Origin of the sequence: Eubacterium limosum (genome assembly GCF_000807675.2) — a bacterium.
GTDB lineage: Bacteria > Bacillota > Clostridia > Eubacteriales > Eubacteriaceae > Eubacterium > Eubacterium limosum.
This window is the reverse complement of sequence record NZ_CP019962.1, coordinates 3,956,165-3,981,621: the sequence shown is the minus strand read 5'-3', so window position 1 is coordinate 3,981,621 and position 25,457 is coordinate 3,956,165. Positions and strand designations below refer to the sequence as shown.

Below are 25,457 nucleotides of genomic sequence, written 5' to 3'. Positions count from 1 at the left end.
TATCCCTGATGGGATACACGAAGAAAAAGGAGTTTAAAATGAGTATTTTAACAATTATTACAATTTTAGCTGGTCTTTTAGTTCTGGCAACCATTGCCGGTGGTGTTTATTTTATTTATAAGGACTGCACCTCTGAACAGAGCCGTCTGAAAAAGTTTTTGAGATTTAATTTAGCCGGATTCATCCCGACTATGGCGGCTGCTTTAATTATGTTTGCTCCATCTGCTGTTGCTGCTGCTACCAATCCTGCTGGCATGTCTGACGCTGGTCTGGGTTACATTGGCGCCGCACTGTCTACCGGTTTAGCCTGTGTGGGTGCAGGTTACGCTGTTGGTGTCGTTGGTTCTGCCGCTCTTGGCGCTGTATCCGAAAATGAAAAGATTCTTGGTAAAACTCTGATCTACGTAGGCCTGGCTGAAGGGGTTGCCATTTACGGATTAATTATCTCTATCATGATCATCGGTAGCCTCTAAGCCTTTAAGGATATGACAAAATGAAATCTTTTGTGATCAGCGAAAATCGTGATTCCTATTTAGGCATGAAATTAGCTGGAATCGAAGGCGCCTACGTCAGAGATCAGGAAACCATTGAAAGTACGTTTAAAGAAGCCCTGAAGAACAAGGAAATCGGCATTATCTTTCTGACCGAAAAGGCTTATTTAATGATCGAGGATCTCGTACTGGATACCAAAAAAAAGGTTCTCTTCCCTTTGATCACGGTCATACCTGACCGCTATGGTTATCAGAGAGAGCAGGGAATCATCACCCAATATATTAAAGAATCCGTAGGATTGTAAGGAAGTGAACACATGATATCAGTTGAAGAAAAACTTGGTGTCTTTACACAATATCTCCTAAGGAAACAACGCGAATGGGGCAAGCAGACCATCAATACAGCGAAGGATAAAAAGCTGGAAATGGTGAAGGCTTCTGGTGAAAAAATCAAGGAAGAAAAACGCAGTATCGAAGAACGCGGTTACCACGTTATTTTCCGTGATAAGAATAAAATCATCGCCCAGGGTAAAAACACTGCAAAAACAGAGCTTTTGGAAGAAAAAAGCCGTATTTTGGAGGATTTTAAACAGGCGGTGCTGGATGAAGCCAGAAATTATGTCGGCACAGAAATCTACCGCGGTTACCTTGTAAAATGTCTGGAAAAGGTTCCGAGCATTTTGAGAGACCGCAGGGATATTATTATTTTTGTAAATGACCCCGACAGTGCGTTTGTCAAACAAAACGCCTCAAGGGTTCTGCCCGATTACACCATCACATTTGATGCATTACCTGCAGGCACCATTGGAGGCATTGTCGTCAGAGACACAGACAATCGTATAAATTGTGACTTTACCGTTGAAAATCTTGTTCGTACCAACTACAAGACAATCGGTATGTACTTAAACGAAGTAATGGAAAAGCAGGTGGGTTAATTGAGTAATGAAGTAAAGAATGAAGTAAAAGGCGTTATTTCAGGCATCAACGGACCCGTTGTTACAGGGACCAATATGACCGCCTTCCAAATGCGTGAAATGGTCATGGTTGGCAAGAAAAAGCTGATCGGTGAAGTCATCGTTCTGGACGGCGACATTGGAACCATCCAGGTATATGAAGAAACCGAAGGCCTGATGCCCGGCGAGGAAATCCTGTCAACCGGGATGCCTTTAAGCGTTAAGCTTGGACCGGGGATGCTAAAAAATATGTTCGATGGTATCCAGCGGCCGCTGGAAAAAATTCAGGAAATCTCACCGGTGTTTATCCCGGAAGGGATCGGCCTGATGTCCATTGATGAAGAAAAATTGTGGGATTACAAAGCCAGACTGAGTGTTGGCGATACCGTAAAACCCGGACAGATCTTTGGGACTGTCCAGGAAACCCTGATGATTGAGCACCGCCTCATGGTGCCGCCGAACGTAAAGGGCACCGTCGTGGAAGCCAAAGAAGATGGCAGCTATAATATCGAAACAGTTTTAGTCGTTGTTGAGGATGAAAGAAAAAGACGCCATGAGCTCAAAATGTACCAGGAATGGCCGGTAAGAACACCGCGTCCAACCAAGTTCAGAAGAGAGCCGGAAAAACCACTGGTCACTGGCCAGCGTATCATCGACTTTTTCTTCCCCATCGCCAAGGGCGGTACAGCAGCCATCCCTGGTGGTTTCGGTACAGGTAAAACAACAACCCAGCATCAGCTGGCCAAATGGTCCGATGCGGATATTATCATTTACATCGGCTGTGGCGAACGTGGTAATGAAATGACCGAGGTTATCGAAGATTTCCCAGGCCTCATCGACCCGAAATCCGGCGAATCCATCATGGAACGTACGGTTATGATCGCCAACACCTCAAATATGCCGGTTGCGGCCCGCGAAGCCAGCATCTATACAGGTATTACCATGGCAGAATATTTCAGAGATATGGGTTATGACGTGGCCATGATGGCAGACTCGACCTCTCGTTGGGCAGAAGCCCTGCGTGAAATCTCCGGCCGTCTGGAAGAAATGCCGGCTGAAGAAGGTTATCCGGCCTATCTATCATCCCGTATCGCAGAGTTCTACGAACGTGCAGGCTCTGTAGATACCTTGTGCGGGGAAGAGGGCTCCATCAGTATTGTCGGCGCCGTATCACCGGCCGGCGGGGACTTCTCAGAACCCGTTACCGAAAATACCAAGCGTTATGTCAATACTTTCCTGGCGCTGGATAAGAACCTGGCCTACGCCCGCCACTATCCTGCCATCAACTGGATGGAAAGCTATTCCGGCTATGTGAAGCTGCTGACCGACTGGTATGAAGACAACGTGGCAGAGGACAGCATCCAGCTGCGGAATAAAATGCTGGATCTCCTGTTCCAGGAAAACAAGCTGCAGGAAATGGTTATGCTCATCGGTGAAGATGCACTGCCAGACGACCAGCGCTGGGTACTCAGTATCGCCAAGCTCATCCGAGTCGGCTTCTTACAGCAGAATACCTTTGACGATACCGATACCTATGTACCGCTCGAAAAACAGTACCGCATGTTAAAGATTATGGATTATCTCTATGAAAAAGGGCTGGTAGGCCTTAAGCAGGGGATACCGACATCCGTGCTGTACAATGAAAAAATCTTTGATGATGTCATCAAGATGAAATACAATATTCCGAATGATGATTTCAGTGGTATTGATGTCCTGAGACAGGATATTGATGAATACTACGATGATCTCATGCGCAGATATCAGGATTAAGGAGGCACAGTATGCAGAGAGAATATCTAAAAATAGACAACATTAACGGGCCTCTTATTCTGATCACAGACGTTGAGGATGTTTTTTACGGCGAGGTTGTAAACATTCAGGACCAGGCCACTGGCGAAGTGAAAAAGGGGAAGGTCATCAAAATTGACGGCACGACCATCACCGTCCAGGTGTTCCAGTCCACAGCCGGCCTGGCAGCAGAAAACAGCGTTACCCGCTTTACAGGCGACGCCTTTAAGATCCCAATGTCCATGGACCTCATGGGCCGTGTGTTTAACGGGATTGGAGAGCCCATTGATAACGGTGCGGATATCTTCAGTACCATTGAATCCAATATCAACGGTGCGCCCATCAACCCCATGAGCCGTGAATACCCGCGTAACTTTATTCAGACGGGCATTTCCGCCATCGACGTGCTGATGACCCTTATCCGTGGCCAGAAGCTGCCGATCTTCTCCGGAAATGGTCTGTCACATAACGAGCTGGCCGCACAGATCGTGCGTCAGGCAAAGCTGAGTGACGATGTGGACGAACAGTTCGCCATTGTGTTTGCCGCCATTGGTGTTAAGCACGATGATGAAAAGTTCTTCCGCAAAACCTTCGAGGAAGCCAATGTCATGGATCGGGTTGTCATGTTTGTCAACTATGCCGATGACCCGGTAGCAGAGAGAAACACCGCGCCGCGGTGTGCGCTGACGGTTGCCGAATATCTGGCTTTCCAGAAAGACATGCACATTCTGGTCGTCATGAGCGATATTACCGCTTACTGCGAGGGTTTACGTGAAATTTCGTCCGCCCGTGAAGAAGTACCAAGCCGTAAGGGCTACCCTGGCTACATGTACTCCGACCTGGCAGCACTGTACGAACGCGCCGGCATGCTAAAGAGCAGCAAGGGTTCTATCACCTTCCTGCCGATTCTGACCATGCCGAATGATGATATCACTCACCCGATTCCTGACTTAACGGGTTATATTACCGAAGGTCAGATCGTATTGGGGCGTGATTTGTTCCAGCGGAGTATTTATCCGCCGATTGACGTTCTGCCATCCCTTTCTCGTCTTATGAAGGACGGTATCGGGGAGGGATACACCCGTGAAGACCATCAGGATCTTGCAAACCAGCTGTTTGCCGCTTATTCCAGAGTTCAGGAAGTCCGTGACCTCTCCCAGATCATGGGTGAAGATGACCTTTCCGAAACCGATAAGCTGTATATGGAATTTGGCCGTGCCTTTGAAGATGAATTCCTGAGCCAGGACTTTGATGAAAACCGGACCATCTATGAAAGTCTGGACCTTGGCTGGAAGCTGTTAACCATTCTGCCAGTCACAGAGCTTGACCGTCTGAGTCCAAAACTGATCGAAAAATATCTGCCAAAGAAGAATGCGTAGGTGATCATTTATGGCCATTAAAATCACGCCGACTAAGGCAAATTTAATCAAGTCGAAGTCAAGCCTGGCCTTTTCAACCAAAGGGTATAACCTGCTCGATAAAAAGCGGACGGTTCTGATTCAGGAAATCATGAAGCTGGTCAAGCAGTCCGAGGAGATCGAACAGCAAATTACCGAAATTTTTAAGGAAGCTTATATTGCATTACAGCAGGTAACCATCAGCATGGGACTCAACCACGTTGAGGAATATGCTTTGTCTATCCCGCAGGAGGAAGACTTTGACGTTCGTACCCGAAGCGTCATGGGCGTCGATATTCCAGAGATCGTGGATAACGTGGACAAGAACAAAAATTTCAGCCTGCCCTATGGCTTCCATGAAAATAATCCGGCCCTGGATGTGGCCATCGAGAAATTTAATGAGGTAAAGCACCTTTCCTATAAGCTGGCAGAAATCGAGAGCACAGCCTTCAAGTTGTCCATTGAAATCAAAAAAACACAGAAAAGCGCCAATGCTCTGGATAAAATTCAGATTCCAAAGCTTAAGGATCAAATTAAATACATCGAAGAAAGCATCGAAGAAAAAGACAGGGAAGAGAACTTTCGTATTAAAAAGGTCAAAAAACACAATCAATCATAACGTAACGTTACAAAAACCACCGTTTTCGGTGGTTTTTCTTATTTTGCCTGTTTTTTAGGTCATCTTTACAAAGTCGACCAAATTTTTTGAAATTGTTACAATATTAAGATTTATTGACACTTTAGTTGAATTTTGATAAAATTTATAGTGAAATTATTATTTTTTCTATTATACTTTCAACCGTTTTTCCAAAAGAAGAACACAAGAAAATGAAAGGAAGCAATTATTTATGAGTGAATTCATGAGCAGTCATTGGAAAAAGATCGTCGGTATGATTTTCTTAATCGTATTGACCGTTGCCATGGGCATTGCCTGTGCCTTTACAATGACCAAGAACATTGAAGTATCACTGGACGAAAACACCGGAAACGGCAGCGTCCAGACCCAGACACTGGCCAGCCAGCGTCAGTCCCAGATCGGCGAAGTGCTCAAGCAAAAGGGCTATCCTGTCGATACCAGTGAGTACACTGTCAGCGTCCCCCTTGATACCAAGGTGAAAGACGTCGACAATGTTACCATTAAAAAGAACGCCAAGGGAACCTTAAACGTGGACGGAAACGGCCATACCTATGATTCCACAGCCGACACGGTCGGAGACCTGTTAAAGGATCAGAACATTACTCTGGGTGCGAGCGACGTCGTGGTGCCATCAGCGGATACCGCCCTGACCACAGAGGTTAAGGAAATCAAAATCGTCCGCCGTGAGGAAAAGGAAGAAAGCCGTATGGAGGCCATTCCCTTTGAGGTTAAACAGAGTGTTAATCCTGAGCTTGAAGATGGAAAACAGAATATCGTAACCGCAGGCGTAAATGGCAGCAAAAAAATTACTGATAAGCTAACCTATGAAGATGGCATTCTGGTCAGCCGTGAAACCGTGTCGACTCAGACCGTGCTGGAGCCCGTGACCGAAGTCATTGAAGTCGGCAGCAAGGTAACCACCGAAGTAAAACAGGAAACCCGTGAAGAAGCCATTGCCTTTACCAGTCAGAAGGTCGAAAACCCAGAGCTGGAACAGGGAAAAACCAATGTAAAAACCGCCGGTGTTAACGGCACAGCCAGGATCACCGAAAATGTAACCTACGAAAATGGCAAGGAAATTGCCCGTTCAGTCGTCTCTAAGGAAACCATTAAGGAGCCGGTGACCGAGGTCGTAGAGGTTGGAACAAAAGCCGCAGAACCGGTGCCAACCCCGACGCCTGAACCCACACCCGAAGCCACACAGCCAGAAGCTCCCGCAGAACAGCCTGCTCCTACACCGGAACCAGCTCCAGCCCCAACGCCAGAGCCCACCCCGGCACCTGAGCCAGAACCTGAACAGCCTGCAGAAGAAAGCAATGGGATTGATCTGAGTAATGCGACCCATTTTACCGCAAACTGTACCGCTTATGTGGCAACCGGTAACGCGACAGCATCCGGCGCATGGCCCACATCCGGCCATACCATCGCAGCCGATCTGACCAATTATCCCATTGGCACCAGAATCTATATTCCATATTTTGACACTGTATTTACCGTAGAAGACAGTGGCGGCGCTGTAAAAGGCAATGTCATTGACATCTTCTTTGACAGCTACGCCGAAGCCATCAGCTTTGGACGCCGGAATCTGGATGCTTATGTGTTAAATTAAATCGAAATTGTAAACCTCTCTGCGCACCGGGTAATCCCGGTTTTGCAGAGAGGTTTTTTTGTTGAAGAATATTGATGAAAGCTTTAAAGTGTACCCGGTCCTGAATTCTTGGAACGGTTGAGATATACTCATTATAAAAAGAAAAAGACTCGTGGACTATTCAAGGTCTACGAACAATACATTTAAAGGCCAAGCAATTACATGCTTTTCCGTTTCGCTGACCATATTTTTGACCAAAGAAGATTTTAGAATTTAAAAATAAAAGCATAAAGAAAACAGCATAAAATCAAGATATTCAAGCTTTACTCTGACCATGTTTTGACCACATCGGTCTTTTATAAATAAGAAACGAAAATTTGACGAAAAACACTTTTATTGTTAAAATATAGACATAAATTGACTTTGAAGAAAAATATTTAATTTTTTTAAAAAAGTTGATGCTTTTTTCATTACCTAATGTTATAATAGGTATCGCAGTTAAATTATAAAAAAGTGAAATTAAAAAAAGACTCGCAGACCTTGAATAGTCTGCGAACAAACGGAGGCCCCAAAATGAGTGCGGGATACGCCATCACGACGTACAAAATACAGCTAAATTACAAGCATTTAGACTGGTTTAAACAAACCCAGTCTCTCTTTGACGCTGTCCTGGCATTCTACTACAAACTGCTCGAGAAGCAGCCCGAAGCACTCAGTCTCTCCAATCAGAATTTACTGCGTCATTTAGAGCTGCAGACAATAAAACAGCGAGACGGCACCCCGCCCGAAACGCCCCTGCCCTTTGAGAAAATCCCCCTGTACTTCCGGCGCGCCGCCATCAACGCGGCCATCAGCATGTATAGAAGCTATGTGGGAAAGCTCAAGGCGTGGCAGGAAGGCCCGATAAAAAGCGGAAAGCCCAGACCGCCAAAGTGTCTGCATATGTCCATGCTCTACTACAAGGGCATGTACAAAGACTTTGACGAGAAAAGCATACTGCTTAAGCTCAACACCGGCAAAACCTGGGCCTGGGTCAAGCACCGTTATACGGGAAGGCCCTTTCCAGAAAACGCCGAGCTTATGAGCCCGACCATTGTCATTAAGAAGAAAAAAGTCATGCTACACATCCCCGTCAAGGAGATCGTGGAAGACAGCCGGACCGCCAAGGAGCGTGTACAGCAAAATGAAAAGTTTGTCGCCGTGGCCCTCACCGGTTCCGACAGTCTCGCGGTTTGTACCACCATCGAAGCAGACGGTCGCGCCACCGCCCCATATTTCATCAAGGGCGGAAAAGAACTGGCCCACCGTAGGAAGCTGCTTCTGGGGTATACCAAACGCGGCCTTGCTGGGAACAAGGCCCCCAGGCTTATAAAGCAACCTGAGGGGAACGAAGCCCTCGAGGTCTGCCCCCGAGGCTTGTCGTCTTATGGACAAGCCGAAGCGGGTATCGTTCCGCAAGGTCATCAACCAGGCCGCCCCAATGCAAAATATTATGACAAAATCACCCGCCTGACCGACCACTACGCTCATGAGGTAAGCCGTAAAATCGTCGATTACGCCATTAAGCAGGGCGCCAAACTCATCGTTCTGCCCGAGCTAAAAGAAAGCTTCAATCAGGCGAAAAAGCCCTATCTGGGCAAAACACTCTACGACTTTATCGGAAGGCGCATTGCCCGCTATGTCCAGTACAAATCCTGGCAGCAAGGCCTGGTCGCAATGACCAGCAAACCCTACTACGCCAGCACCCGGTGCTACCACTGCGATGCCCCCATCGCCAAGCACAACACCGAGTACCAGAACCCCAGCCCAAACTTTTACGGTGGGAAGAACTTCATGTGTAAAGAAGGGCACCGGGGGAGTACAGCGCTGAACAGCGCGAGAAATCTGGGGAAAGGGTTTTATTACAAATTTTATCAGGGTGTTGCCTGATAAACATAGTGGTTGAGCTAATTATAATTAAATCCTGTGAAGAAATTTATAGGTGTGCTTTTCGTCTATAAGGCCAGAAGTACAGGTTTAGCACCACCTATTTTTATTTCACATCGCATTGTGTTTGTCTTTTTCCTTATAGAGAAAGCAAACGCAATGCGATGAAAGTAAAGATCAAAGATCAGTTTTGATCATGAGTGCTACGAGTTTTAAATTATTGAATGAAATGTAGGGAATGCTACCCCCAGCGTTCCGAAAAGAGGATGCAATATGGAACAAGAAGAAAAGCTGAAAGAACCAGAAGAAGTCATAGAGGAAGAAGAACCAGAATACAGCTTTGAAGTAGGAGTGTAAGATGATCTATCAGAAATATCTCAAGCGAATACTGGATTTTACACTGTCCACGGTTGGACTGATCATCCTTTCACCCGTGTACGGTATCCTTGTGATCGCCATCAAAGCCGATTCCAAAGGACCGATACTTTTCAAACAAAAACGTGTTGGAATCCATAAACAGCACTTTAATATTTATAAATTCCGGACCATGTCCATCGATACGCCAAAAGATACCCCTACCCACATGCTCAAAAACCCCGATCAGTACATTACAAAGGTCGGCAAGTTTTTAAGGAAAACAAGTTTAGATGAGCTGCCACAGATTTTTAACATCATCAAAGGCGAGATGAGCATCATCGGACCACGCCCGGCACTCTGGAATCAGGAAGATTTGATTGCAGAACGAGACCAGTACAAGGCCAACGACGTGCGGCCAGGGCTTACCGGTCTGGCACAGATCAGCGGCCGGGATGAACTGGAAATCCCAATCAAAGCAAAGCTGGATGGACAATATGTAAAAAACATCAGCTTTCCCTTTGACTGTAAAATGTTCTTTAAAACCATCACCTCCGTTTTAAAAAACGAAGGCGTACAGGAAGGCGGTACCGGGGCCATGGGCATTGAGGAGGACTTGAAATGAAACGGATTTTAATCACCGGAAAAGACAGCTATATTGGCACCTCCTTTGAGAAGTGGGTGCGTCAGTGGCCAGAGGAGTACCCGATCGATACCCTTGATACCAAGGAAGACTGGCAGTCCTATGATTTTAGCGACTACGACGTGGTCTTTCACGTCGCAGGCATCGCCCATGTGGACGCCAAAGCCAACATGGAGGATCTGTATTATCAAGTGAACCGAGATCTGACCATTGAAGCCGCTAAAAAAGCCAAAGCCGAGGGCGTGAAGCAATTCATCTTCATGAGCAGCATCATTGTCTATGGCGACAGCAGCAAGCTCGGTGAAAAGCGCGTGATCACAAAAGACACCATCCCCACACCGACCAACTTCTACGGCAACAGCAAGCTGCAGGCCGAACAGGGCATCCAGCCCCTTCAGGATGAGCACTTTAAGGTTGTGATCCTCAGACCACCCATGATCTACGGCAAAGGCTCCAAAGGGAATTACCCAAAGCTAGCCAGATTAGCCAGAAAAACACCAGTATTCCCAGACATTGAGAATGAGCGGAGTATGCTCTACATTGAGAATCTCTGCGAATTTATCCGCTTGATGATCGACAATGAAGCGAGAGGCATTTTCTTTCCACAAAATAAGGAATACGTCAAAACCACTGAGCTGGTCAAAACCATCGCCGAGGTTTATGGAAAGAAAATGCGTTTAACCAAAGTGTTTAATGGATTGATCCGATGGGGCTTTAAAGAAGTGCCCATGATTAACAAAGTTTTTGGAAGTCTGGTGTATGAAAAAGAAATGTCCAATTATCAGAACTTTAAATATTGTATCTGTGATGTAAAAGATTCGATTATAAAGACAGAGAGTAAAGCGACAGTATGAAGAAAAGAATAATGCTTATTGGAAATCACGATATTGTCATCTACAACTTCCGAAAAGAAATCATTGAAAAACTTTTAGAAAAAGGGTTGGCGGTAGCAATCGTATTGCCGTATGGAAAAAAAGTCGATCGATTAATCCAAATGGGATGTACTTATTATGAAACCCCCATTGACCGCCACGGCACAAATCTCGTCACCGATATGAAGCTCCTTCAAAATTACAAAAAAATTATGCAAGAGTACAACCCCGATGCGGTTCTAACCTACACCATCAAACCCACAATCTACGGAGGCATGGCCTGTCAAAAATTGGGCATTCCTTACATTGCCAACATCACCGGATTAGGTACAGCCGTTGAAAATCCAGGTATCATGCAAAAAATAACCGTGGCACTTTATAAAAAAGCCTTTCAGAGTGTACGTTGCGTTTTTTTCCAAAACAAAGAAAACAAACAGTTTTTTTCAGAACGTCAAATCGCTAATGACAAGCATCGCCTCATTCCGGGATCAGGCGTCAATCTAAAACATTTCATCCTTTTACCATACCCGCCCGATGACACCATCGAGTTTTTATTTATCGCCCGAGTAATGAAAGAAAAAGGCATTGATCAATATTTAGAAGCCGCAGAAATCATTCGCGAGAAATATCCCCATACGCGTTTTCACGTCCTGGGTTTTTGTGAGGAAGCCTATGAGGACATTTTAAAGGCCTATGAAGCGCGCGGTGTGATTCAATATCACGGACTTCAAGACGATGTGAGGGTATTCCATCAAAGAGCCCATTGTACCATTCACCCATCCTATTATCCAGAAGGGATGTCAAACGTATTGTTAGAAAGCGAAGCTTGCGGACGTCCCGTGATCACCACCAACCGGAGCGGCTGTGGCGAAACCATGGAGGACGGAAAGACCGGGTTTCTTTTTGAGGCAAAGAATACAGAAAGCTTAGTTCAGGCCATCGAAAGATTTTTAGCCCTTTCAAATGAAGAGCGTGTACAAATGGGACTAAACGGCCGCAAAAAAGTAGAACAGGAATTTGACCGCCAGATTGTGGTTGACGCTTATATGGAAGAAATTGAAAAGTTTTTAATTGATAAAAATAAATAAGCATCAAATATTTGAGACAAAAAAGGAGTTTATATGTATAAAATCGCAGTAGCAGGCACTGGCTATGTCGGCTTAGTCGCCGGCGTGTGTTTTGCCGAAGTGGGACATCAGGTGCTCTGCGTGGACGTTGATGAGAATAAGGTCCGGCAGATGCAGTCTGGAAAAAGCCCGATTTATGAACAGGATTTAGAAGCCCTGATGGTTAAGAATTACAAAGCCGGACGTCTTGACTACACCACCGATTATCAGAAAGCCTACCGTGAAGCCGATGCGATCTTTATCGGCGTCGGTACACCCGAACAGCCAGACGGTTCCGCCGATTTAACCTATGTGGCCATGGTTGCCAGGCAGATTGCCGAGAGCATTGAGCATGACTGTCTGGTCGTTGTAAAGTCCACCGTGCCGGTTGGCACAAACGATAAAGTTGAGCAGTTTATCAAAGATTCACTGGAAAAAGACGTTAGCGTGGAGGTGGCCAGCAATCCCGAGTTTTTAGCCCAGGGAACCGCGGTGAGAGATACGCTGCAGGCCGCAAGAATTATCATCGGGACCGAAAGCAAAAAAGCAGAAAAAATACTGAAAGAAATCTATGAGCCTTTTCACCTGCCCATCGTATCCGTCAGCCGACGAAGCGCAGAAATGATCAAGTACGCCAGCAATGACTTCCTGGCACTCAAAATATCCTATATGAACGATATTGCCAATCTGTGCGAACGGGTCGGCGCAAATATTGAAGATGTGGCAAAAGGTATGTCTTATGACCAAAGAATTGGCCAACGGTTTTTAAATGCCGGCATCGGATACGGCGGTTCCTGTTTTCCCAAAGATACCAAGGCCCTCAAATACCTGGCCCGTCAGAATGGTTATCAGTTGAAAACCGTTGAGGCCGCTGTGGATGTGAATCAGGCGCAAAAGGTGCGGCTCTTTAAAAAAGCTTGTGAACGCCTGATTACCTTTAACGGATTAAAAGTCGCTGTTCTCGGTTTAACCTTTAAACCTGGCACCGATGATCTAAGAGAAGCTCCATCCTTAGAAAACATACCCCTGCTTTTAAAACAGGGCGCCCAGATTTTTGCCTACGATCCCGTAGGGAAAGAAAATTTTAAGAAAAAATACCCTGAAGGAAAAAATGATAAGGGAACGATCACCTATGTCTCCACCCCAGAGGAAGCCCTTGAAGACGCCAGCGTTACCTTTATCTTTACCGAATGGACAGAAATAAAAGAACTTCCTCCTGAAATTTATACAGCGAAAATGAAAACACCCCTTGTCTATGACGGCAGAAACATCTATGACCTGCAGCGTATGAAAGAAACAGGCGTTGAATACCACAGCATTGGGAGACCAAGCTTAAAGTAACGACACATTAAAAAAGAGAGTATAGAAATAATGGAAAATATCCTTGTTACCGGAGCAGCTGGCTTCATCGGATTTCATCTGTCAAAAAGGCTGTTGGACGAAGGGAAAAAAGTCATTGGGTTTGACAATATGAACCCTTACTACGATGTCCGCTTAAAAGAGAGCCGTTTGAACATTTTAAAAGAATACAGCAATTTTATTTTTATCAAAGGCGATCTGGCAGACAAAGAAGCCATAGACCGTATTTTTGAACAATATCAACATGAAATTGTCGTAAATTTGGCGGCACAGGCAGGCGTGCGCTACAGCATCAAAAATCCAGAGGCCTATATTGAATCCAACATCATTGGATTTTTCAATATTTTGGAAGCCTGCCGCTACCACAAACCAAAACATTTAATCTACGCATCCTCAAGCTCCGTTTACGGCGCTAATAAAAAAGTGCCCTTCTCAACCGAAGATAAAACCGATCAGCCCGTCAGCCTTTATGCGGCCACCAAAAAGAGCAATGAACTTCTGGCCTATGCCTACAGCAAGCTGTACAGCATCCCATCAACCGGCTTAAGATTCTTCACCGTCTACGGCCCTTATGGCCGGCCAGACATGGCCTACTATTCCTTTACAGAGAAGATCCTCAAGGGAGAGCCCATCAAGGTTTTTAACAATGGAGAGATGTACCGGGATTTCACCTATATCGACGATATCGTTGAGGGAATCTTCAGGCTTTTAACCTTTGCTCCAAAAGAGGACGAAAACAACGTGCAACACAAGGTCTACAACATCGGAAATAACCATCCGGAAAAGCTGATGGATTTTATTGAAATTCTGGAAGAGTGCATTGGGAAGAAAGCTGTTAAGGAATTTTATCCGATGCAGCCGGGGGATGTTTATCAGACGTTTGCGGATGTGAAGGAGTTGGTGGAGGATATTGGATTTAAACCGTCGATAGGATTGAAGGAAGGTGCGATTAAATTTGTTGACTGGTATAGCGATAGTTTGTTGACTTAAGCATAAAAGACCACTGGTAAATGCGATTAAATGTTCGCAAAAAATAGTGGTGGAAAATATATTTCGGAGATTAGATGATGGATTATAAAAAAATTATAAAGACACCTGAAGCAAGAGCAATTATTTTGAATGCATTGCGTTTTGTTCCAGATAAACTTATGTTAAAGTTTCAGTACAAAATTAAAACGGGAAGAAGTTTAAATTTAGAAGATCCTAAGCGATATACAGAAAAATTGCAGTGGTATAAGCTTAATTATAAAAATTCAATTATGCATCAATGTGTAGATAAATATAAAGTACGAGAATATGTAAAAAGCAAAGGACTAGATAATATACTGGTAAAATTAATTGCAAAATACGATTCTATTGATCAGGTAGAGTGGGAAAGATTACCAAATCAATTTGTAATTAAAACGACAAATGGTGGCGGTGGATTAAATGTAGTTATTTGTAAGGATAAAAAAAAACTTGATATAACGGAATTGAATAAGAAATTAAAACCCCAAATATTTAAAACAAGGACAGGAGGACGAGAATGGGCCTATTATAACCTTATACCAGGTATCATATTGGAAGAACTATTAGTGAATGAAGAAAACCCTGAAGCTGGAGTTAACGATTATAAGATTTTTTGCTATAAAGGGAACCCCAAATATATAATTGTGGATGTTGATAGATATGTAGGACACAAGAGGAATTTTTATGACACAGAATGGAATAATATAGCTGTTAAAAGCGATTGTCCTTCCGCGGACAGAGTACTGGAAAAACCAAAAAATTTCGAAAAGATGCTAGAAATAGCAAGCAAATTATCTGAAGAATTTCCGTATGTTAGAGTCGATTTGTATAATTGTAAAGGAAAGATATATTTTGGAGAACTAACTTTTTATCCATGGAGTGGTTATGTGCAGTTTGATCCAGACGAATTCGATTTTATTTTGGGAAAAGAATTTAAATTGCCTAAAAAATTAATAGATACTAATTAACTTAATAAAAACATAATTTATGCAATAACGATAATGTAACAAGAGATATATAATGATAAATAAAAAAGTATTAGTAGTTATTTTTGCATATATAGGGGTTTTCCAGAAAGACTCTCTAAAAAATAAAATTTTAGCAAGATAAACATTGTAATTGAAGAAAATAGTTATAATTATATAAAAATTAACTTTTATAGAATGGATAAAAAATGGATAAAGTAGTAGTGCTTATGTCTACATATAATGGCGAAAAGTATTTATCGCAGCAAATAGATAGTATTCTTTGCCAAAAGAATGTAGATATTTGTTTATTGGTAAGAGATGATGGGTCGTCTGATAATACAATAAAGATACTTCAGAAATATCAGGAGAACGGGAAATTAGAATGGTATTCTGGTCAAAATATCAAACCGGCAAAGAGTTTTATGGATTTGATATATAATGCACCGGATGCAAAATATTATGCTTTTAGTGATCAAGATGATTATTGGTTACCAGAAAAATTAAGTATATCAATTAGTGCATTAAAAAATATGAATGAAGATGAGCCGGCTATGTATTATAGCAATACAATATTAGCGGATGCTGAATTAAACTATATTTCAATGGCATCTAATGATAAAATTTTCACTAGTTTTGAAGAAGCAGTGGTTAGTAGTAATGCTACAGGATGTACGATGTGTTTTAATCGTAAATTGTTAGAAATGATAAAAATTTACAAGCCAAAATATCAAATAATGCATGACGGGTGGTTGCATAAAGTCTGTTTGGCTTTGGATGGGAATTTGTATTATGATAAAAATTCGTATATAAAATATCGGCAGCATGGAAATAATGTGATAGGTGGGAAGGCGTCACTGATTAAAAAATGGAAAAGAAGATACGGTACTATAAAAAAGGAAAAATGTCCAAGAAGTCGTGCAGTCGAAGAATTGCTATCGGGGTATGAGCAGTATATGTCCACTGAAAATATTGAACTGTGTCGACTTGTTGTTGACTATAAAATGAGTACTCGTGCGAGATTTAGACTTTTATTTAGTAAAAAAATTTATTCACCAAATTTTAGAATAGATATTATATTTAGATTAACGGTGCTATTGGGTCTATTTTGATAATCGTTATAGTTATAATAGATAGGAGACAGAATGATTCAATCATTGATTATTTATACATCTATCTTTTTTGCAGAATTGCTGTTGGGATTGTTTTTAGAAAAAAAAAATAATGGAAATAAAGATGTCTTGAATAGCATATATTTTGAAAAAAGAGAACCTCATTTGCGTGTAACTAATTTTGCGATTACATTGATTATGATTTTGATCCCGGCGATTGTATCGGGAATTAGATATAAAGTGGGCTCTGACTATAATACTTATGAATTAATATATAATACCTATATTAACGTGTCAAACTTTCATGATGTACATTCATTAAGTATGGAAATTGGTTTTTTCTATCTATGCAAAATTGCATTTATAATATTCAACGAATATCATGGTGTTTTATTTTTAAGTGCATTTTTGATATATTTGCTGGGAACTAAAGGGATAAAATATTATTCACAATTTGCAAGTGTTGGATTAATGACGTTTATTATGTTTGTCTTATATTGGGGGCCTTCATTGAACATTATAAGACAAATTATTGCTGTTATGATAGTTTTTGTAAGTCTTAGATATGTTGAAACACGGTGTCTGTTGAAATACTTGCTTTTAATTTGCATTGCGACAACGTTTCATAGTAGTGCATTGTTTTGTCTACCAATATATTTTCTGTATTATAAGAAAGAATCGACATATTCAGTTAGAGATGTTTTTACTATAATTTTTGTATTGATGCTTCCATTAGGATTTGAATATTTTTTTAATGTGATTTCCTCATTTAAGTTCTTTTCAAGTTATGCAAATGACTATTCAAACATGTTTGTGATGGATATTAGCTTTGGGAATCTACTATTTCGTATACCGATTTTTATCTTGATTGTATTAAATATACGTAGACTAATTATAGTAAGAGAAGAAAATAGAATATACATATTTATGTATATTTTGGAGTTTACGGCACTCATCATGAGTTTTTATATGCACTGGGCAATGAGATTGATCTATTATTGTTTTATCTCTGAGGTTGTACTTGTTCCGCAAATTGTTAAGTATAGCCAGAAACGTAAGAAAACTGTAATTGCTTTATACTCTATTGCCTATTATATGTACTATTTTTATATGAGTTATTATGTTTGGTTAAATGATAAGATTTTTCCATACAGAATATTTTTTTGAGTAAGAGAAGAGGTGAAAAATATGGAATTAGTTTCTGTAATTATCCCCACATATAATAGACAAAAGTTGATAAAAAGATCTATAGAAAGCGTATTGAATCAAACCTACAAGGAATTAGAAGTCATCGTGATAGATGATTGTTCTTTTGATAATACGGAGAAAGTCGTTAAAAATATTTTGGATAAACGATTAAAATATATAAAGTTAGATAGAAATTCAGGGGCTTGTGTTGCTAGGAATGTTGGAATTAATGCTTCAAGAGGAAGCTATATTGCTTTTCAAGATAGTGACGATGTCTGGCATGAAAATAAGTTGGAAATACAAATAGAATTAATGAAAAAGAAAAAAGCGGTAATATCGTTTTCAAATATGAATGAGTACAGAATAGGTAAAAATTGTACTAGAGTTATCCCAGTTAATTGTAAGGAAGGTTTTTTAGATTATGATTTTTTACTTCAAAAATCTGTTGTGAGCACTCAATGTATGGTTGCAAAAAAAGAGTGTTTTTCTAAAATACAATTTGATTCGAGACTTCCTAGATTGCAGGACTGGGATATAGTGCTACAATTATCTAAGAAATATCCGGTTTTACATATAAATATTCCATTAGTGAATATGTATCTTCAAATGGATAGTATTAGTAATAGTCCTGAAAAGGGAGTTCAGGCTATAAAAATATTATGGGAGAAGAATAAAGAGGGGTTGTCTATTAATCATAGTGCAAGGAAGAACTGGTATGTATATTTAGGGAATTATAAGCTTGCTTGCTTTGAAAATCCTGCGAATGAGTATAGAAAAGCACTAAAAATTAAATTTGATAAATCTTTATTTTTAAAATTTTTAATGGCAAAATTTTGTATAATCATACCAATATATAAAAGAAAAGGGATAATTTAACATGAAAAGTAAATATGCGGATTTGTTTTCTGTAGGGAAAATAGATATATGAGCAGTGTAAAAAAGAATTTTGCATATAATTCAGCCTACCAAATTTTAATCATGATTTTACCTTTGATGACTGCGCCATACATTGCGCGGGTCATCGGCGCAGAAGGGATTGGGATTTATTCCTTCACTTATTCTATTGCTTTTTATTTTTCCATGTTTATTATTTTAGGGCTTAATAACTATGGTAACCGTAGCATCGCAATGGTTCGGGACGATCCTGAAAAGCTAAGTAAAACATTTTGGAATATTTATGCAACGCAGTTTATGATGGCCGTTTTAGTTATTGCATTTTATTGTATTTATCTCTTTTGCTTTGTCAATCCGGCATATTTCACCATTACGGCCATTCAAGCCATATTTCTTTTAGCATATGCTTTTGACATTAACTGGTTTTTCTTTGGTGTTGAGCAGTTTAAACTAACCGTTACTCGAAATGCCATCATCAAACTTATTACTGTGGTCTGCACTTTTATTTTTGTAAAGTCCAGTGAGGACCTGTGGCTTTATACACTTATCCTAGCGTTGGGAATGTTTTTCAGCAATCTGATTTTGTGGCTATTTTTAAAGCGCTATATCTATTTCAGTAAACCGGAATGGAAGGAAATGAAAAGCCATATTAAACCCAATTTGGTTCTGTTTATTCCAGTGATTGCCATTAGTTTATACAAGGTCATGGATAAAATTATGCTAGGCGCCATGAGCAGCATGACACAAACGGGATTTTATGAAAATTCTGAAAAAATCATTAACATTCCTCAAGGCATCATCACAGCGTTGGGAACGGTTATGCTGCCAAGAATGTCGAATCTTGCAGCAAAGGGAGATAAAAAAAACAGCCAGCGATACATGAATCTATCTATGGAAATGGTGATGCTTTTAGCCTGTGCGCTGTGCTTTGGTATCGCGGGAATTGCACCAATTTTTGCACCAATCTTTTTTGGCGAAGCATTTCGAGTTTGTGGGGAATTGATTAGTTATTTAGCCATAATTATTTTATTTCTTTCCTGGGCCAATGTCATCCGAACCCAGTATTTAATTCCACAATGCCAGGATCGGGAATATATTGCTTCTGTATTCTTAGGGGCAGTTGTAAATCTTATCATTAACTTAACCCTTATTCCTAAGTACGGAGCATTTGGCGCAGTTGTTGGAACAATTTTTGCCGAGGCCGCTGTAGCGCTTTATCAAACGGTTATTGTCCGCAAAGAATTGCCGATTGGAAAATATTTTGTGAACAGTATTTATTTTCTTTTCATCGGCATTGCTATGTTTGGAATCATCCGGTTTATCGGCGTTAAACTTGGAGAATCTATTTTTACCATATGTATTGAAATAATAGCAGGTGGCGCTTTCTATCTGATTTGCACATTCGTATATTTTATCAAAAGAAAGAATCCTGTTGTTTTAAATATACTTAAGCAGTTTAAGTTTTTTAAAAATTAATCATGGTTTCCGGGACACATACCAATCAACCGGCAAACGAAAGCATAGCAATATGCCTTTCGCTTGCCGGTTTTTATTTTTTGCAAGCCCCAACCCAAAAACATTAGAAAACCCCGCCCATCCACTGTCCATCAAATTAAAAAACTCAAAAAACACCCTGAACCTACCGCAAATCTTAACAAAAATAACCCAAAATAAAACCAAAGGAGCGCCCATCATGACCATCCACCTACCCGAATCCCACTACACCCTAACCACCCTCATCACCCCAGAAGACATGCCGGATCAGGCCCTTCTCAAAGCGCCCACCCAGGCTGCGCAGGCGCTTGTGGAAACGATTATCAGCCGGACCGGCAAGGCTCCTTGCGTGAAAGAGTTAAACCTCAAAGAAGGGCTGGAGCTGCACTGCCAGAACGATATTTGGGTGGACAAAGAAGTTTTAAAGGACATGGAACCCGAGCCCGGGAAAGAGCGAAAAGAATCAAAACCGCCAAAGCGTAAAAGAAAGCGAAAACCCCGCTTAAAACGGACCGCCAGCGGCAAAAAAGTATTGACCAGCTACAACAAAAAATTGAAAAAACGGCTCAGGAAGAAAACACGCAAGTGTCTTAGAAAGCTGAACCGTAATGGTTTTGCGGTGCGCATTGTAATCAACCGGTATGAGGAGATCACCATCTTCCTCATACCGGTTCTTTTTTGCCCCGACTGTAAAAAGCGGCGGGAGTTCGAATGTTTTAAGAAGCTCCAGTACTGCCACCGGGTGCTCACCCTTGAGATGATCAAGCACTGCCGTTACGATTCCGAGGTTTATGAGAAGCTTTTGACCGAGGATATTCTGGAGCTCCTGGAGGCTGGCGAGCTGGTGGTTTACTTCGAGGAGGAGCAGGCTGAGGCCCGAAAACGGGATTTCCAGAAGAACGTTGCCTATGCGAAGCGGGTTGTTCAGGGGCCTATGGGTCTGCGGCCAGAGGTAGACCTTCCCGCCCCTAAAAAGGGCGAGAAGCCTGACCGCAAGGATGCTAAAAGAAACCGGCTGCGTCAGCTGGCAGTCTGGGCCCAGGCTTTTGCCGCCGGATTTATAGAGGAAATCACTTGTGTAAAAAACTGGTACAGCCTGCTGCGCCTGAAATGCTCAGACACCAACGGCGATCCGCTCTGGAAAAAGCCGGTTCCCAGAAGAAAGTCCAACTCTGAGTATATTCTCACACCGTCCTTCAGGCTGTAGAATAGAGTCAAGGTCAGCGCAGGAAAGCGCGGATCAATAATTGAATGAGGAGGTACTGAGGATGAAAAAATCAGTACAAAAGAAACAAAACACTTTTTCCAAAAAAACAGCGGAAAAAAGGGCGGTTCCATGCGGTCAAAATAACCACGGTTCCCAGCGGGAGCATTTTGTCGCCAAACTTTCGGAAAAAGTAAAAAGAGTTCTCCAGAGCTACCATAAGCTGGAGCACAGCGCCTATGGTAAGGTGGATACTCTGTGTGTAGGAGAGGGAAAAGTATTTTATTCTACTACCGATGTGGAACGGGTATTGGGTTTTAAAAAAACGAGGCGCTATACCAGCCGGCATTTTAAGAGGCTGGGTATGCAGGTTTTACCCATCCCACATCCGGGAAATGCAGAGCGGGTTCAGTACAAGAACTTTGTAGATGAAACGGGGCTGAGAAAAATGCTTGAGGCCAAACGCAGAACTGTGAGAAAAACCAAAACAGACCATCAAATTTTTAGAGAGTGGCAGACGCTGCGCAGCTGGCTGCTTAGTCTGGAGCCGGAGAAAGCGGGCATTGAGGTACGCTGTAATGTATCGGTTCCGGTTGTTTTAAAAGTGGATTAAAAGGTTAAAAGGAGAGTTTACAATGAACAGAATATTAAACCGAAAAATTGACGAAGAGACCATAATTTTGGAAGAAAAAACCCTGAAATCATCCGAATATGCAGATGTACGCTGTGTTTTGATCCAGGAAAAGCGCGAGCTGCACGTCTCTGTTTTACACCATGAGATATCAAAGCTTAAAAAGCGCCTGATGACCGCCCATGACAACGAGTCGGGCGCTTTGATGGATCAGATCATTCATCTCAAAAAGCTGATTAACGGCATGAAAGGGGATTATGATATCTTTGAGGTCAGGGCTTACTGGTATGTGGCAACAGACCTTTGTGATTATCTGGAACTTCGCTGTCATAGAGATTTTCTGGAGAAGATTGCACTCCCCGGCGGCCTGAGAATGGAACGGGTTCGGTGCTCGGACGGAAAGCGGCATTGGGCCTATCTGGTCAGCGGCAATGAGCTTCAGCTCATGGGTGTAGCCAGCTTCAGGGATGAGGCAAGGCGTTTTTGTTCGATCATTATGGACTATTATCCGCCCCTTGTGTATCTGGAAGCTCTGGGCAGCGTTGATTACGCTAAGGATAAAACTATATCAATTCTGACAGAAGCCCTTGAGAAGCAAGCGTCTACAAACGGGGCGCTTCACCGCAATCTTGCCCATCTTGACAAAGAGATCAGCCGCCTTAAGCATAAGGAAGCGCTGTTTGAGGATATCCGTTTTATTGTGGAGTATGGGGCTTGAGCTTTTTCAAGGAGATCCGCTATCTGTTTGAGTGGCTGGAGGATCACGAGCTGAGCCCGGGCGCTTTCTTCTTATGGGTGGTGCTCATGGTGTTTAACAGCTGGTGTGCGCTGCTCACTACCTCGGGCGAATGGCTCTGGCGGGTGGAATTCATTATCGGCAACAAGCGGATTATTGATGTGATGCACTGTTCGGAGCGGCAGATGATGCGCTACCGGCAGGAGCTTGAAGCTAAGGGGCGGATCATCTATCAAAAGGGCAGTGCCCAAGGCGCAGGGATTTACACGATGATCCCTCTGCGCCCCAATGTGGAGCCCCGGGAGATCAGGCATGTGTTATCCGAAAAGGTGACCATTGTTTACGATTACGTGGGTAATCCAGAGTCCTTTTCCCTGGAACCGGGGAAGGATGCCGGAAAAAGTTATCCACAGGCATGACCGACATCGGTGTCGGCAAATTTTGGCAAAAACAAAAAGTGGACGCCAAATCACCGACACCCGTGTCGACATAAATAACAATAACATTATTATTTTTATATATTATATATATACATACAGGAGGTGCGCCATGCACGCGCAGAATTTTTATGGAACCGGCCCGGGGATCATCGGGCGGAGACGAGCTTACCGGGTCAAGGCAGAATGTTTCTTGGATATGGGCTTTTTCGCGAGGAGTGACGAGGAGGCCGAGGATCTGTTTAACGAGTTTTCGGATTCGGTGGAGAGCCGTTATCCGGGGATTGTGCTGGAGCTTAAGAGCATCCGGGAGGAGGAATGAAGGAGGCGCGTTTGAAACAAAACGATGATTCAGAAAACTACATCGGCTTAGAGCGGCTGGTAAAAAAAGCGAAGGCGGGCGATCAACAGGCAAAGGAAAAGCTGATCTTTGCCTTCAGGCCGCTGATTTTAACGACCATACAAAAGTATGTGTATGATCAAAAGGAATATGAGGACGCTTACCAGGACGCTGTCTGCGTTTTTCTGGAAGCCCTCCGTGATTTTGAGCTGGACGCCCGGGTTTACTTTCAGGTGTTCATCCGGTTACGGCTCACCAACTACTTTAAAAAGCGGCGGGAGGGGCGGTTTGAAAGATCCGTCAAGCCAGAGGAATCCCTGGACCGGCAGATAGAAGGAGAAGGCGGAGCCATAGCGCTGATCGAGTTGATTATAGATGAGAAAACCGATGTGGCAGAGGCATATCTGCGAAAAGAGAAAAACCAGCGGCTGGTCCAGGTCTACGAGAAGCTGCCGCCCCGCCAGAAGGCAGCTTTTCAGTATTTTTACCAGCAGAAAGGGGATCTGACAGAGCTGGCAAGGGCAGAAGGTGTGAATCCGTCCATGATGACCCGGGCCTGCCGAAGCGCTTTTAGAAAACTCAGAGAAGTTCTCTAAAGCTTAATAAAAACTTAAATTATATTTTTTTAACCCACCATGTCCTTTTTGTACCCCAAAAACGGATTGTATAAGTGTAAGGCAAAACGCCAGACACAAAAAACAATTCAGGAGGTAAGAAAATGGCAACCATTGAAAAAAACATTGAATCCGTTGGCATGAAAGTCACCGTGAACCACGGCGAAAGAGAAGGGAAGATCGTCAAGTCCTCAAAAACCTATGGCGACGTCGATCCAGCAGTCACCGACGAAGCCTTTATAGGCACAGCCAAAGCCATCACCGGTATGCAGGAACCCATTCGGGAAAAGCAGGTAAAGGTGACTGCGGAAGAATTTATCGAAGTAGCGTAGTGGAAAAGCAGCGATTTAAGCCAGAACCACAAAATTTAAATTTAGAAGGAGACTAAAAAATGCCAACAACCAATAAAGATTTAACCATCTATTTCCAGCGAGCGGACGGGAAGGAATTCAAAATCACCATTCCCGATTATAAGGAGGGCATCACCGACGCCGAGATCAAGGCCGGAGCCCAAGCCATTGTGGACCAGGGCGCCTTTCTGCCCGACGGATTTGGGCTGGTCAAGGTGACCGGGGCCGTGAAGGTCGACACCACCAAAACCGACGTGGTCATTGAGGAAGCAGCATAAAAGAAGGGGCGAAAGCCCTTTTTTTAATAGCGAGAGGGACAAACTAGAGAAGAAATCCAGAAAAGAAAGGAAAATCGAATGAACACATATAAAAAAGGTGTGACTTTCACACTGATAGCTGCCTGCGCATTGACCGCCCTGGTCTTTTTGGGGCGGCTGGACAGGGAGGCAGCCCCGCCCGCACCCACAGCAGAGCGGGCAGTGGAGCAGACCCTAAAGGCGCCGCCCGCTGAGCCGGAAATCCCGGCCGGAGCGACAGAAGAACCAAAAGCGCCAGAACCCGAAGAAAGAGAACCCCTCATGGCATCCCCCCATTTTGCCATGGAAGAATATCGATGCGACTGTACAGGCTACTGTGATGGCTGGCCCTGCGCCATGCGGCCCGAGCTTTTGGAGAAGATTGAGGCGCTGCGGTGCAGTTATGAACGGCCAATCATCATCACCTCCGGGGTGCGGTGTGAGGCGCGCAACGAGGAGGTGGGGGGCGTCAGCTGGTCCTTCCACAAGCGGGGCTGCGCGGCGGATCTCTACTGCCCGGGGATCGGGGTTGGGGATCTGGCCCAGACTGCCAAAGAACTGGGCCTGAACGTGCTGCCCTATTACGGCAGCGGGTATATTCATGTGGAGATCATTCCCTGAGGTCAGAGCGTCCGGTTTGTTAAAAAATGTCTGAAAAAGCTCAAGATTTTTCTATTTTTTGCTGTTTTTTAAAACATATTGGGTGCAAAATATTTGGCGTTTTTTTAAATTGCGGTTTGTAAAACGTTGACAATGGCTTTAGTAGGGAGGGTGTCATATGATTTTGCGTGTAATGGGTTTATGCAGTAAAAAAGGTCTGTTAAAAGAATAAGCAGTCTGTTTTTATAAAATAATTGTGATTTTATAAGATATTTTAGGTATGATGAAAATCAGACTTTCCTTGAAAATATTGAAGGAACTGGCACGAAAATTGCATTGGTATAATGTCAGGAAATTTAGTTTGTTTTAGGCAGAAAAGGCTTGTTTAAAACAGGGAAAGGAAAGTATAATGAATGTAGAAAAAAAGCGGTTTAAAAAACCTCCATAAAACATAAACAGGCTATGAAGAAATGG

Annotated in this window: 27 protein-coding genes; all 27 read left to right on the top strand. The window is 42.9% G+C overall.

Features of this window, described 5'->3' with window-relative positions; translation table 11 throughout:
- The first annotated feature begins 38 nt into the window (after positions 1 to 38).
- The 27 genes from B2M23_RS18765 (at position 39) to B2M23_RS18630 (ending at position 25,004) form a co-directional block, all read left to right on the top strand.
- Complete coding sequence (locus B2M23_RS18765; RefSeq protein ID WP_013380724.1) at positions 39 to 473, top strand: ATP synthase subunit C; 435 nt, start codon at positions 39 to 41, stop codon at positions 471 to 473.
- A 20-nt stretch (positions 474 to 493) separates the two neighbouring features.
- Positions 494 to 796, top strand: a complete 303-nt coding sequence (locus tag B2M23_RS18760) for a V-type ATP synthase subunit F (protein WP_013380723.1) — start codon at positions 494 to 496, stop codon at positions 794 to 796.
- Between the two features lie 12 nt (positions 797 to 808).
- Positions 809 to 1,426: a V-type ATP synthase subunit E gene (locus B2M23_RS18755; RefSeq protein ID WP_038351485.1), complete on the top strand. Its 618-nt coding sequence runs from the start codon at positions 809 to 811 to the stop codon at positions 1,424 to 1,426.
- A complete protein-coding gene (locus tag B2M23_RS18750) occupies positions 1,427 to 3,214 on the top strand; it encodes a V-type ATP synthase subunit A (RefSeq protein ID WP_038351486.1) in 1,788 nt (595 codons plus the stop codon).
- 11 nt (positions 3,215 to 3,225) lie between these two features.
- The gene (locus B2M23_RS18745) at positions 3,226 to 4,611 is read left to right on the top strand and encodes a V-type ATP synthase subunit B (RefSeq protein ID WP_038351487.1); all 1,386 of its coding nucleotides are present in this window, start codon (positions 3,226 to 3,228) and stop codon (positions 4,609 to 4,611) included.
- A 10-nt stretch (positions 4,612 to 4,621) separates the two neighbouring features.
- Entirely contained in the window at positions 4,622 to 5,248 is a 627-nt protein-coding gene (locus B2M23_RS18740; RefSeq protein ID WP_013380719.1) for a V-type ATP synthase subunit D, read from the top strand.
- Between the two features lie 229 nt (positions 5,249 to 5,477).
- Positions 5,478 to 6,875: a 3D domain-containing protein gene (locus B2M23_RS18735; RefSeq protein ID WP_038351488.1), complete on the top strand. Its 1,398-nt coding sequence runs from the start codon at positions 5,478 to 5,480 to the stop codon at positions 6,873 to 6,875.
- Positions 6,876 to 7,427: 552 nt separating this feature from the next.
- Entirely contained in the window at positions 7,428 to 8,783 is a 1,356-nt protein-coding gene (locus tag B2M23_RS18730; protein WP_038351489.1) for a hypothetical protein, read from the top strand.
- A gap of 355 nt (positions 8,784 to 9,138) precedes the next feature.
- Positions 9,139 to 9,759, top strand: coding sequence for a sugar transferase (locus B2M23_RS18725; RefSeq protein ID WP_081571297.1), 621 nt, complete (start codon positions 9,139 to 9,141; stop codon positions 9,757 to 9,759).
- The gene (locus tag B2M23_RS18720; RefSeq protein ID WP_038351490.1) at positions 9,756 to 10,631 is read left to right on the top strand and encodes an NAD-dependent epimerase/dehydratase family protein; all 876 of its coding nucleotides are present in this window, start codon (positions 9,756 to 9,758) and stop codon (positions 10,629 to 10,631) included. The genes B2M23_RS18725 and B2M23_RS18720 overlap by 4 nt, the downstream gene beginning before the upstream one ends.
- A gap of 11 nt (positions 10,632 to 10,642) precedes the next feature.
- Complete coding sequence (locus tag B2M23_RS18715; protein ID WP_242945838.1) at positions 10,643 to 11,737, top strand: glycosyltransferase family 4 protein; 1,095 nt, start codon at positions 10,643 to 10,645, stop codon at positions 11,735 to 11,737.
- A gap of 33 nt (positions 11,738 to 11,770) precedes the next feature.
- Positions 11,771 to 13,096 carry a UDP-glucose dehydrogenase family protein gene (locus B2M23_RS18710; RefSeq protein WP_038351492.1) on the top strand — a complete coding sequence of 442 codons (1,326 nt, stop codon included), beginning with the start codon at positions 11,771 to 11,773 and terminating at the stop codon, positions 13,094 to 13,096.
- A gap of 30 nt (positions 13,097 to 13,126) precedes the next feature.
- Positions 13,127 to 14,104 carry an NAD-dependent epimerase gene (locus B2M23_RS18705; RefSeq protein WP_110060276.1) on the top strand — a complete coding sequence of 326 codons (978 nt, stop codon included), beginning with the start codon at positions 13,127 to 13,129 and terminating at the stop codon, positions 14,102 to 14,104.
- A 74-nt stretch (positions 14,105 to 14,178) separates the two neighbouring features.
- The gene (locus B2M23_RS18700) at positions 14,179 to 15,090 is read left to right on the top strand and encodes an ATP-grasp fold amidoligase family protein (protein ID WP_242945836.1); all 912 of its coding nucleotides are present in this window, start codon (positions 14,179 to 14,181) and stop codon (positions 15,088 to 15,090) included.
- Between the two features lie 206 nt (positions 15,091 to 15,296).
- Positions 15,297 to 16,199 carry a glycosyltransferase family 2 protein gene (locus B2M23_RS18695; RefSeq protein WP_038351495.1) on the top strand — a complete coding sequence of 301 codons (903 nt, stop codon included), beginning with the start codon at positions 15,297 to 15,299 and terminating at the stop codon, positions 16,197 to 16,199.
- Positions 16,200 to 16,232: 33 nt separating this feature from the next.
- Positions 16,233 to 17,366, top strand: coding sequence for an EpsG family protein (locus B2M23_RS18690; protein ID WP_038351496.1), 1,134 nt, complete (start codon positions 16,233 to 16,235; stop codon positions 17,364 to 17,366).
- Positions 17,367 to 17,387: 21 nt separating this feature from the next.
- Positions 17,388 to 18,263: a glycosyltransferase family 2 protein gene (locus tag B2M23_RS18685; RefSeq protein ID WP_052237134.1), complete on the top strand. Its 876-nt coding sequence runs from the start codon at positions 17,388 to 17,390 to the stop codon at positions 18,261 to 18,263.
- Positions 18,264 to 18,311: 48 nt separating this feature from the next.
- The gene (locus B2M23_RS18680) at positions 18,312 to 19,757 is read left to right on the top strand and encodes a flippase (protein WP_038351497.1); all 1,446 of its coding nucleotides are present in this window, start codon (positions 18,312 to 18,314) and stop codon (positions 19,755 to 19,757) included.
- A gap of 217 nt (positions 19,758 to 19,974) precedes the next feature.
- A complete protein-coding gene (locus B2M23_RS18670; RefSeq protein WP_038351499.1) occupies positions 19,975 to 20,982 on the top strand; it encodes a hypothetical protein in 1,008 nt (335 codons plus the stop codon).
- 61 nt (positions 20,983 to 21,043) lie between these two features.
- Positions 21,044 to 21,592 (top strand): hypothetical protein, encoded by a 549-nt coding sequence (locus B2M23_RS18665; protein WP_038351500.1) that lies wholly within the window; start codon positions 21,044 to 21,046, stop codon positions 21,590 to 21,592.
- 22 nt (positions 21,593 to 21,614) lie between these two features.
- Complete coding sequence (locus B2M23_RS18660) at positions 21,615 to 22,328, top strand: hypothetical protein (protein ID WP_038351501.1); 714 nt, start codon at positions 21,615 to 21,617, stop codon at positions 22,326 to 22,328.
- The gene (locus tag B2M23_RS18655) at positions 22,325 to 22,765 is read left to right on the top strand and encodes a hypothetical protein (protein ID WP_038351502.1); all 441 of its coding nucleotides are present in this window, start codon (positions 22,325 to 22,327) and stop codon (positions 22,763 to 22,765) included. The genes B2M23_RS18660 and B2M23_RS18655 overlap by 4 nt, the downstream gene beginning before the upstream one ends.
- A gap of 130 nt (positions 22,766 to 22,895) precedes the next feature.
- Positions 22,896 to 23,105 carry a hypothetical protein gene (locus B2M23_RS18650; RefSeq protein ID WP_038351503.1) on the top strand — a complete coding sequence of 70 codons (210 nt, stop codon included), beginning with the start codon at positions 22,896 to 22,898 and terminating at the stop codon, positions 23,103 to 23,105.
- An 11-nt stretch (positions 23,106 to 23,116) separates the two neighbouring features.
- Entirely contained in the window at positions 23,117 to 23,719 is a 603-nt protein-coding gene (locus B2M23_RS18645; RefSeq protein ID WP_133965475.1) for an RNA polymerase sigma factor, read from the top strand.
- A 122-nt stretch (positions 23,720 to 23,841) separates the two neighbouring features.
- Positions 23,842 to 24,069, top strand: coding sequence for a DUF1659 domain-containing protein (locus tag B2M23_RS18640; RefSeq protein WP_038351505.1), 228 nt, complete (start codon positions 23,842 to 23,844; stop codon positions 24,067 to 24,069).
- A 59-nt stretch (positions 24,070 to 24,128) separates the two neighbouring features.
- Positions 24,129 to 24,365, top strand: coding sequence for a DUF2922 domain-containing protein (locus tag B2M23_RS18635; protein ID WP_038351506.1), 237 nt, complete (start codon positions 24,129 to 24,131; stop codon positions 24,363 to 24,365).
- Between the two features lie 78 nt (positions 24,366 to 24,443).
- A complete protein-coding gene (locus tag B2M23_RS18630) occupies positions 24,444 to 25,004 on the top strand; it encodes a YcbK family protein (RefSeq protein WP_081571296.1) in 561 nt (186 codons plus the stop codon).
- Positions 25,005 to 25,457: the final 453 nt, after the last annotated feature.